The sequence below is a fragment of the Lacinutrix sp. MEBiC02404 genome (assembly GCF_053601575.1).
Window position 1 is genome coordinate 1 of record NZ_JBSHNV010000051.1, and the last position, 371, is coordinate 371.

Annotated in this window: 1 protein-coding gene; it reads left to right on the plus strand. The window is 37.7% G+C overall.

Features of this window, described 5'->3' with window-relative positions; translation table 11 throughout:
• Positions 1 to 371, plus strand: a 371-nt coding sequence (locus ACVCXO_RS00320) for a hypothetical protein (RefSeq protein WP_452227608.1), incomplete at both ends; no start/stop codon positions are given.

The following is a 371-nucleotide window of genomic DNA, read 5'->3' on the forward strand; positions in this document are numbered from 1 at the left end:
ACTTCTGATTATGCTTTTGCTAACCTTACTTCTACTTGTGGAGCTGGTGGTACTATCTTAGTTACTTATACAGTTGCTGATGATTGTGGTAATGAAACCATACTTACTGCAACGCTTACGCTTGAAGATTCTATCGGTCCAGACTTAACGTCTTGTACTGTAATAGACGAAACTATAGAATGTAATGGTACAGATAACGAAACGATCGCTAACGATTGGAATACTGCTAACATATTAGCACTTCAATCTTGTGGTACAGATTCTTGTGATACAGATGCAGTATTTGATGTAACTTCAGATTATGTATTTACTAACCTTGCTTCCACTTGTGGCGCTGGTGGTACTATTCTAGTTACGTATACAGTTGCTGA